Raw genomic sequence first — 8,599 nt, 5'->3', positions numbered from 1 at the left:
GGTGTCTCGCGCGCGAGGGGGGCCGCTCTCGGGGGCGAAACTCGGGCAGGCGGGATCGGGGTGGCGTCACGCGCGGGGGCGCGCTGGCTGGTGCGGCGGCCTTGGCGGGAGGTCCGGAGGCGGTGTCTCGCGCGCGGGGGCCCGTTTTTCCAGCGGCGGCCTCGCGCGCGGGCGCTGCCGCCGTCATCCGCCCCGGGCTGATCCTGCGCCGTCCCGCGCGCGGGTGCTGCTCGGCGCGGCCGATCTCCGGAGCCGGGGGGCGTCCCGCGCGCGGGTGCTGTCATCAGCGTCAGGGCCGTCCCGGCCCGGCCGGCTCGCGCGTGGGGGTCGTGGATGACCGGCCGGCCCCGGGGTACCTACGAAAGGTGTCCCAGGTCGTTCCAGCTCTCGATCGCCGGTTCGCCGTAGGCCCAGCCCAGTACCGACAGCGACGTCGGGTTGAGGCGTATCCGGGCCGCGAAGTCCAGCGGCAGGCCGAGCCAGCGGGCTCCTATGGAGCGGAGGATGTGCCCGTGGGCAAAGACCAGGACGTCCCGGTCGGCGTCACGCGCCCAGGCGACGACGTCGTCCGCGCGCGCGGACACCTCCGCGACGCTCTCCCCCTCGGGCACGCCGTCGCGCCAGATGAGCCACCCGGGGCGGACGGCCTGGATCTCGGCGGGCGTGAGCCCCTCGTACGCGCCGTAGTGCCACTCCATGAGCGTGTCCCACTCGGTGGCGCGCTCCCCGAACCCGGCGATCTCGCACGTCTCGCGCGCGCGGGCCAGCGGACTCGTGCGGACCTCGACTCCCGTGAGACCGTCGTAGGGCATCCTGCGCAGCCGTTCGCCGAGCAGCTTGGCGCCCCGGCGGCCCTCCTCCAGGAGGGGGACGTCGGTCCTGCCGGTGTGCTTCCCGGACAGCGACCAGGCGGTCTGTCCATGCCGGGCCAGCAGGATGCGCGGTGCCATGAGGGACCTTTCCGGGAGAAAAACAGGAGCGGAACTTCTCCATCATCGCGCACCGTGGATCAGGGCAACCCGGTGGGCGATCCCGACGTCTTCACAGGCCGAGGGCGCCGGGGCCGGGCGCGCACATACGCCGTAAAGTGACACGTCCGTACGGCGTGTCCACCACGAATCGGAAGGGGAGGCGATCGGATGCCGAAGACCGAGACACCGGGCACCCAGGAGGCTCCCCCGGGGCGGCTGCGCTGGTGGACGGAGCTGCCGCTGATCGTGCTGGTGTACGCGTGCTACTCGGCGGGCCGCCTCCTCGCGCGCGGGGACGTGTCGCAGGCCGTGGACCACGGCCTGGCGATCCTGAGAGTCGAGAAGGCGCTGCACATCAACGCGGAGCACCCGCTGAACCGGCTGTTCACGCGCGAGGCGTGGCTCGGCGTCCCGGCGGACTTCTGGTACGCGTCGCTGCACTACGTGGTGACCCCGGTGATCCTGGTCTGGCTGTTCCGCTCGCGCACGGTGCGCTACCGCGCGGCGCGCACGTGGCTGATGACGTCCACGTTCATGGGCCTGATCGGCTTCACGCTGCTGCCGACCTGCCCGCCCCGGCTGCTGGAGGCGGGGCACGGCTTCGTGGACACGATGGCGCAGTACAGCTCGTACGGCTGGTGGGGCGGCGAGGCGAGCGCCCCGCGCGGGCTGGGCGGCATGACGAACCAGTACGCGGCGATGCCGAGCCTGCACGTGGGTTGGGCGCTGTGGTGCGGGGTGATGCTGTGGCGGTTCGGCGGGTCGCGCTGGACGAAGGCGGCCGGCGTCGCCTACCCGCTGATCACGACGATCGTGGTCATGGGCACGGCGAACCACTACTTCCTGGACGCGGTCGCGGGGGCCGCCGTGATGGGCGTCGGGCTGCTGCTGACGCCGTTCGTGATGCGCGGCGCCGACCGGCTCAAGTCCCGTTTCCTGCCGGTCACGACGCGTGTCGCAGCCGCCTCGGGGGCACCACGGACCCCGATTGTCAGTGGCGGATGCCAGACTTCGACGGGTGAGCACTTCTCCCGGCCCCGCGACTCCCGAGCCGAGCCGAGTGCCTCCTCCGCGGACGCGGGGGACGGCGCTCCGGCACCAGCTCGCTGAGCTGCGCGGACCCGACGTCCCGGCCAAGGCGCTGGACGCCCGCGCCCTCGCGGCGCTCGCCGCGAACCCGGGGTGCGGGCGGCGCGCGCTCCTCGACGGCGCGGGGGTGGACAAGACGGCGCTGGCGAGCGCGCTGGGTTCGCCCGCGGTCTTCGGCCAGTCCCAGTTCGCGCTGACGCGCGGGAACGCGTTCGAGGCGAAGGTCAAGGCCGACGGCGGCGCGGAACTCCTGCGCCTGGCGCACGCGGCGCTGGACGCGTCCGCCGAGCCGCCCACCTCGGCCGCCGTCCCGGACCTGACCGCCGCGGGGCCCGAGGGCCGTACGGCGCGTACGGCGCTCGCCCTGCGCGAGGCGGCCTCCGCGCCGGGGACGTGGACGCTGCTGGACCATCCGATGCTCGCGCTGGACGTCGCCGGGTCGCCCGCCTTCCTGGAGCCCGACGCGGTCGTGGTGCACCCGGACGGGGCGTGGACGGTCGTCGAGATCAAGTCGTTCCCGATGCTGGACGGCTCGGCGGACCCGGCGAAGGTGGGCGCGGCGGCCCGGCAGGCGGCGGTGTACGTGCTGGCGCTGGAGCAGGTCGCCGCGCAGCTGCCGGTGCCCCCGCGCGTGCGCCACAGCGTCCTGCTGGTCTGCCCGAGGAACTTCTCCAACCTGCCGACGGCGTCCGCGGTCGACGTCCGCAAGCAGCGCGCGGTGACGGCCCGCCAGCTGGCCCGCCTCACCCGCATCGAGGACATCGCGGCCGACCTCCCCGAGGGCACCTGCTTCGCCCCGTCCCTGCCCGCCGAGGAGCTCACGGCGGCCGTCGAGTCGGTGCCCGCGACGTACTCGCCGGAGTGCCTCGCCACCTGCGAACTGGCCTTCCACTGCCGCACCCGCTCCCGCGCGGCGGGCGCCGTCACGACGCTGGGCCGCTCGATCCGGGCGGAGCTGGGCGGCCTGAGCAGGGTCGAGGACGTCCTGGCCGCCGCGCGCGGCGAGGAGGGCGACCCGGACGACCCGGCCGTGGCGGCGCTGCGCAGGGCGGCGGAGCTGCGCGCGGAGGCGCTGGCGGGAGTCGTCCCCGGCGGCCCGGCGGGCCTGGCTCGCGAGGTGACCCCATGTCGCTGATCTCCACCCTCGCGCGCCTGGAGGCCGACTCCACCGGCCGCGCCCAGCCGACGGCGACCGTCCTGCACCGGCACCTGTCCGAACGCCCCATGGTGCTGGTCCCGTTGATCACGGGCGGTGAGGCGGGGGCGCCGCTCGGCGCGCTCGTGGGGACGGACCGCGACGCCCCGCGCCTGCTCGTCGTACCGCAGCCGCGCAACCCGGAGCTGCGGTTCGCGTTCCTGTCGCGGCTCGCCGACGTCGTCCTGCCGTACATCGACGAGTACGGCGACCTGGTGGAGGCGGCCGAGCGGAGCGAGACCGACCCGGAGACCGGCAAGCGCGTCAAGGTCGAGGTCGAGCTGTGCGCGGACGCGCCGCAGCTGATCGTGCCGAGCCGGGGCGGCGTGGACCTGCTGCGCCTGCTGGGGCGGTCGATGCGGTTCCGGCGTACGGCGGAGCAGGACCCTCAGGCGCCCTATCCGGCGCCCCCGCGCGTGCCGTTGCTGGGGCGCTGGCTGACCCACTACGCGGAGCGCGCGCGGGTGCCGGGCTCCTCGCTGCTGCTGGCGCTGACGGACGTCCTGGCGCTGCACTGGGCGACGGGGCAGTCCAGCCTGGAGGACCAGCACCTGGGCTCGCTGCTGGCGTGGATCGACCCGCCCGAGGGCGGGTCCGGCGCGCGGGAGGCGCTGCGGATCGAGCTGGCGCGGGACGACGACGGCCAGTTGACGCACCCCCCGGCGGGTCCCGCGACGGACCCGGCGTTCGACAACAAGCTGCTCGCCCCGGCGATCGAGCGCTACGACCGCGCGCGGACGGCGTTCATCGTCGCCGAGGACGGCGTGGAGGCCGACGACCGGCTCGGGGCGCTGGCTGTCGCCGAGGAGCGGGTCCGGGAGCTGGTGCTGAGCCGGACCCTGCCGACCTGGGAGCGCGTGTGGCGGGGCCTGGACCTGCTGCGGGAGCTGCCGCCGGGGGCGCACGTCGAGGAGCGGTGGACGCGCGACCGCTGGTCGTTCACCGGCCACCGCGACCGCGTGCGCGCGGGCGAGCCGCCGCAGCCGCGCCGGGACGACGCCGTGACGGCCGCGAACAAGCTGGCCACGCGCGAGCGCGAGCAGGCCCGCCTGGACGCGCAACAGGCCCTGGACGACCCGCTGGTGATGGCCGGCCGACGGCTGGCGGGCGAGGCGTTCGCGGGCGAGGTCGTCGACGTCGAGATGGCCTACAGCGAGGGCCGTTCCCCGCGCCCGCGCCCGCTGGTGACCGTCCGCACCGACGACCGCCCGCACCTGGGCGAGCGCGCGAAGGTGTACCGCTCCCTCGCGGGCAAGCCCCAGTCCGCCGAGTTCGTCGCAGCCGAGGCGGACGGCGTCCTGACCCTGCGCCTGCTGGACAAGATGGGCCGGGGCAAGGAGCCCGACCAGGGCTCGGTGCCCGAGAAGGGCGACCGCCTCTGCTGGACCACGTTCGAGCACGAGCAGCGAGGGGGCGCGAAGCTCCCCGACCCGGAGGACACGCCGTGGACGCACGGCGGCCCGCCGGGCGAGCCGGTGCTCGAAGCGGCCGACCCGGTGACCGAGGAGGACGTCCTGTGACCACCGCCTTCGACCCCGGTACGGCCGCCGCCCAGGCCACCGACGCGATCCTGCGCGACACGCTGCACGGCACCGCGCGCGGGGTCGTCGTCGACTCGCCCCCGGGCGCGGGGAAGTCGACCCTCGTCGTGCGCGCGGCCCTCGAACTCGCGGACGCCGGGCGCCCCTTGATGGTCGTGGCGCAGACCAACGCGCAGGTGGACGACCTGGTCCTGCGGCTCGCGCAGAAGGCGTCCGAGCTGCCGGTGGGGCGGCTGCACAGCAGTGACCCGGACGCGTACGACAAGGCGCTGGACGAGCTGCCTGCCGTCCGGACGTCGGCGAAGGCGGCGGATCTCGCGGGGCTGCCGGTGGTGATCTCGACGGCGGCGAAGTGGGCGCACGTGAAGGTCGACGAGCCGTGGCGGCACGCGATCGTGGACGAGGCGTACCAGATGCGCTCGGACGGGCTGCTGGCCGTCGCCGGGCTGTTCGAGCGGGCGCTGTTCGTGGGCGACCCGGGCCAGCTGGACCCCTTCGCGATCGTCGGCAGCGAGCAGTGGGCGGGGCTGTCGTACGACCCGTCCGCGTCGGCGGTGACGACGCTGCTGGCGCACAATCCGGGGCTGCCCCAGCACCGCCTGCCGGTGTCCTGGCGGCTCCCGGCGTCGGCCGCGCCGCTGGTGTCGGACGCGTTCTACCCGTACACGCCGTTCCGCAGCGGCACGGCGCACGGGGACCGGCGTCTGACGTTCGCCGTGCCCTCCGACGGCTCCGGGCCCGACCGGGTCATCGACGAGGCCGCCGAGTCCGGCTGGGGCCTGCTGGAGCTGCCCGCGCGCCACACCCCGCGCACCGACCCGGAGGCCGTCCGCGCGGTCGCCATGGTCGTACGGCGCGTGCTGGACCGGGGCGGCGCGGCGACGTCCGAGTCCTCGCCCGCCCCGGCGCCGGTGACGGCCGCGCGGATCGCCGTCGGTACGGCCCACCGCGACCAGGCGGCGGCCGTCCGCGCGGCGCTCGCGGACCTGGGCGTGAGCGACGTCACCGTGGACACCGCGAACCGCCTCCAGGGCATGGAGTTCGACGTCACGGTCGTCCTGCACCCCCTCTCGGGCCGCCCCGACGCGACGGCCTTCCACCTGGAGACGGGCCGCCTGTGCGTGCTGACGTCCCGCCACCGGCACGCGTGTGTGGTGGTGTGCCGGGAGGGCGTGAGCGATCTGCTGGACAACTACCCGTCCACGGAGCCGGTGCAGTTGGGGACCCTGGTGAAGTTTCCGGACGGCTGGGAGGCGAACCACGCCGTACTGGGGCATCTCGCGGAGCACCGGGTGCGGTGGAAACCCTGACGCGCCCGCGCGCGGGAACACCCGTCACTCCTCGCGCGTTGGTTCTCGGGGTCGCCGTCCGAGTGCCTCTTGCGTATGCGGGGGACAATGGAGGGTGGTCCGGAATCGCACCGTACGAGGAGGAGAAGACATGGCGGAGCCCACGCCGCGTCGGAACGAACCGCGGCCACGCCCCGCGCCCCTGCTCTTCGAGCCCGCCCAGGCGGCGGCCGACCCGGAGCACTTCTTCGACCTGGAGTCGATCGACGACCCCGCGGAGCTGTTCGCGCGCGCGAGCGAGCTCGCTCAGGCCTTCCAGGCCGCCGCGGACCGGGCGTCGGAGTTCCAGGCCATGGCCGCGGCCCAGCTCGCCGATCCCCGACGGTTCGACCGGCTGACGCCCGCGGACATCGCGGAGCGTGCGGAGTGGACCGAGGACTACGCGCGCAAGGTCGTGGAGTTCGGGCGCGACCTGCTGCGCGGCGAGGGCGAGAACGCCGGGGAGAGCCACAGCCGGGTGGAGCCCATCTAGAGCGCGGCTCACCGGGGGCTCGCGATCGGCCGTACGCGCGCGCGAGGGGGCCGTACATCGGTACGACCCTTCACCCCGTAGGGCCCTCATCCGTCCGGCATATGCCAGCGGGGCAAGATACCGCCCCGGTCGCCCCCCTGTCCCCGTTTCCCGCAACTCTCCGGGATCTTGCGCTCACCCCCGGTAGACCTTTAGCCCATGAGCGGCTCTTGGGACGAGTGTGACGAGATCGGCGGGGTGACCCCGGACGGCGCGGCGTGGCTGGCCTCGGCGGGGGCGCACCCGCGCAGCCTGCTGTCCTTCTGGGAGGAGCGGCCGGACGCGCCGGTCGTGCTGTCGTGCGGCGCGGTCTTCGACGTCGTGAGCACGGCGGCGGTCTTCGGCCGGCGGATGCTGGACCGCCTGTGGGGCGAGGGGGAGGGCACGGGCCCGGTGGCGGTCTTCCGGGGCCGGATGCTGCTGTTCGCCACCCCGGGGACGGCACAGCGCCTGCCGTCTCTGCTCTCCTGGGAGGAGTGGGGCAGCCGCCGTACGGCGTGTCTCCCGCCGCTGCTGTGCCACGGTCCCGGCGACGCGATCACCGTCCCGCCGGTCGCCGGCGAGGCCACCTCGGCGGCGCGCTGGCTGGTCGCTCCGGACACGCGTCATCCCTGGCTGCCGGGGGCGGAGGTGCTGCTGTGGGCGGCGGTGCGGGCCGCGCGGGCGGCCGTACGGTTATCGATTTCGCCGGTTCCCGATCAGGGTGCTAAGGTCTACGACGTCAGCAGGCGCCGCTAGCTCAGTTGGTTAGAGCAGCTGACTCTTAATCAGCGGGTCCGGGGTTCGAGTCCCTGGCGGCGCACTTGACGGCAAGGCCCCTCGCGGAAGCGGGGGGTCTTTCGCATGCCCTCCTATTCCGTGGCGCGCTCGTGGCGCGTTCGTGGTGTGCACCCCCTACCTGAGAGGTAGTGCGGGACTACCGTGGCGTGATCCGCACCGTCCATGCCCCGGACGCCGTACGACCCTCCACCTCAAGGCGTACGGCCCGCTCCCCCGGTACGGCCGGCACGGTGAAGCTCTCGCCCGTGCCGACCGGCGCGTCGGCGAGCGGCGGGTACACGGAGCGCTCCCAGCAGGCCTCGCTGTGCGGGTGCGCGTCGACGACCTCGACGGGGCCGCGCCCGGAGTCCGCCGTACTGCGGACCCGGTAGACGAGGACCCCGGCGCGACAGGCGGCCGTGTCGTCGCCGACGGGGCCGCGCGCCTCGAAGGCGAGCGCGCTGCCCGCGCCGGTGCGCACCACCGCGAGCTTCGTCCCGTTGCCGAGCCCGAAGGCCGGGGAGCCGGAGGCGCGGGTGACGGGTACGCCGGGCCCGGCGCCCAGCGGTTCCAGGGTGAGGCGGGTCGTACCGGCCTCCCGTACGCAGATCACCTGGCGCGGCTGGAGCCAGCCCAGCTTCCACTTGTGCCAGCCGAACAGGTCCGGCGCGAGCCCGAACTGACTGCCCATCAGGTCCCAGTCGCCGACGTAGGTGTCCCAGTCGCCCTTGCCGTCGGCGGGCCGGTGGTACAGGTCGGGGAGGTCGAAGACGTGGCCGGTCTCGTGCGCGAGGACCAGCCGGTCCGGGGGGTGCTGCTCGAAGACGGTGACGACGCGCCGGATGTCGACCCCGTCAGCCCTGAGAGGGACATCCAGGTTGACTACTTTCGTCGCGTCGGAGTCGACGCCGGGCGCGTCGGGGTCGGCGACGAAGTAGACGACGTCGTACCGGGCGAAGTCGATACCGGGGTCGGCGGCGGCGAGCGCGTCGCGCAGGTAGGCGGCGCGGTGCTCGGCGTTCCAGTCGCGCTGTATGGCGTACGCCGTGGACGGCTTCGGCATGCGGATCCACCGCTCGCCGGGGTGGGCGCGCAGCGTGAAGCGGCCGTAGGAGGCGCGGCGGAAGAAGTCGGAGGTGGCCGGGAAGTGGTCGGCGGCGAGTTCGGCGGGGGTGGTGAGGGGG

Annotated in this window: 8 protein-coding genes and 1 tRNA gene; 7 read left to right on the top strand and 2 right to left on the bottom strand. The window is 74.5% G+C overall.

From position 1 onward, the window contains the following. Positions 1–356: 356 nt before the first annotated feature. Positions 357–950, bottom strand: coding sequence for a histidine phosphatase family protein (locus AOK24_RS07975; protein ID WP_055719342.1), 594 nt, complete (start codon positions 948–950; stop codon positions 357–359). A gap of 189 nt (positions 951–1,139) precedes the next feature. Here AOK24_RS07975 and AOK24_RS07970 point away from each other — a divergent pair, with 189 nt between their 5' ends. The 7 genes from AOK24_RS07970 (at position 1,140) to AOK24_RS07940 (ending at position 7,458) form a co-directional block, all read left to right on the top strand. Then, entirely contained in the window at positions 1,140–2,081 is a 942-nt protein-coding gene (locus tag AOK24_RS07970) for a phosphatase PAP2 family protein (protein ID WP_055719341.1), read from the top strand. After that, positions 2,032–3,195 carry a hypothetical protein gene (locus AOK24_RS07965; protein WP_055719340.1) on the top strand — a complete coding sequence of 388 codons (1,164 nt, stop codon included), beginning with the start codon at positions 2,032–2,034 and terminating at the stop codon, positions 3,193–3,195. Before AOK24_RS07970 ends, AOK24_RS07965 begins: the two co-directional genes overlap by 50 nt. Further along, on the top strand, positions 3,186–4,775 hold the full coding sequence (locus tag AOK24_RS07960; protein WP_055719339.1) for a hypothetical protein: 1,590 nt from the start codon (positions 3,186–3,188) through the stop codon (positions 4,773–4,775). Before AOK24_RS07965 ends, AOK24_RS07960 begins: the two co-directional genes overlap by 10 nt. Then, a complete protein-coding gene (locus AOK24_RS07955; protein WP_055719338.1) occupies positions 4,772–6,106 on the top strand; it encodes an AAA domain-containing protein in 1,335 nt (444 codons plus the stop codon). The genes AOK24_RS07960 and AOK24_RS07955 overlap by 4 nt, the downstream gene beginning before the upstream one ends. Before the next feature lie 130 nt (positions 6,107–6,236). Further along, on the top strand, positions 6,237–6,617 hold the full coding sequence (locus AOK24_RS07950; RefSeq protein WP_055719337.1) for a hypothetical protein: 381 nt from the start codon (positions 6,237–6,239) through the stop codon (positions 6,615–6,617). Positions 6,618–6,815: 198 nt separating this feature from the next. After that, positions 6,816–7,394, top strand: coding sequence for a bifunctional DNA primase/polymerase (locus tag AOK24_RS44970; RefSeq protein WP_063799410.1), 579 nt, complete (start codon positions 6,816–6,818; stop codon positions 7,392–7,394). Beyond that, positions 7,385–7,458 (top strand) — tRNA-Lys (locus AOK24_RS07940). Before AOK24_RS44970 ends, AOK24_RS07940 begins: the two co-directional genes overlap by 10 nt. A 114-nt stretch (positions 7,459–7,572) precedes the next feature. Here the strand turns inward: AOK24_RS07940 and AOK24_RS07935 are convergent. Further along, the coding region (locus tag AOK24_RS07935) for a M6 family metalloprotease domain-containing protein (RefSeq protein WP_055719335.1) at positions 7,573–8,599 on the bottom strand (1,027 nt) is incomplete at its 5' end.

The organism is Streptomyces niveiscabiei (assembly GCF_001419795.1).
GTDB lineage: Bacteria > Actinomycetota > Actinomycetes > Streptomycetales > Streptomycetaceae > Streptomyces > Streptomyces niveiscabiei.
This window is presented reverse-complemented; position numbering and strand designations above follow the sequence as displayed.

Excerpts from the sequence above, each read along its gene's own strand:
- AOK24_RS44970 (WP_063799410.1), top strand. The coding sequence starts at position 6,816 with ATGAGCGGCTCTTGGGACGAGTGTGACGAGATCGGCGGGGTGACCCCG.
- AOK24_RS07975 (WP_055719342.1), bottom strand. The coding sequence starts at position 950 with ATGGCACCGCGCATCCTGCTGGCCCGGCATGGACAGACCGCCTGGTCG.
- AOK24_RS07960 (WP_055719339.1), top strand. The coding sequence starts at position 3,186 with ATGTCGCTGATCTCCACCCTCGCGCGCCTGGAGGCCGACTCCACCGGC.
- AOK24_RS07970 (WP_055719341.1), top strand. The coding sequence starts at position 1,140 with ATGCCGAAGACCGAGACACCGGGCACCCAGGAGGCTCCCCCGGGGCGG.
- AOK24_RS07950 (WP_055719337.1), top strand. The coding sequence starts at position 6,237 with ATGGCGGAGCCCACGCCGCGTCGGAACGAACCGCGGCCACGCCCCGCG.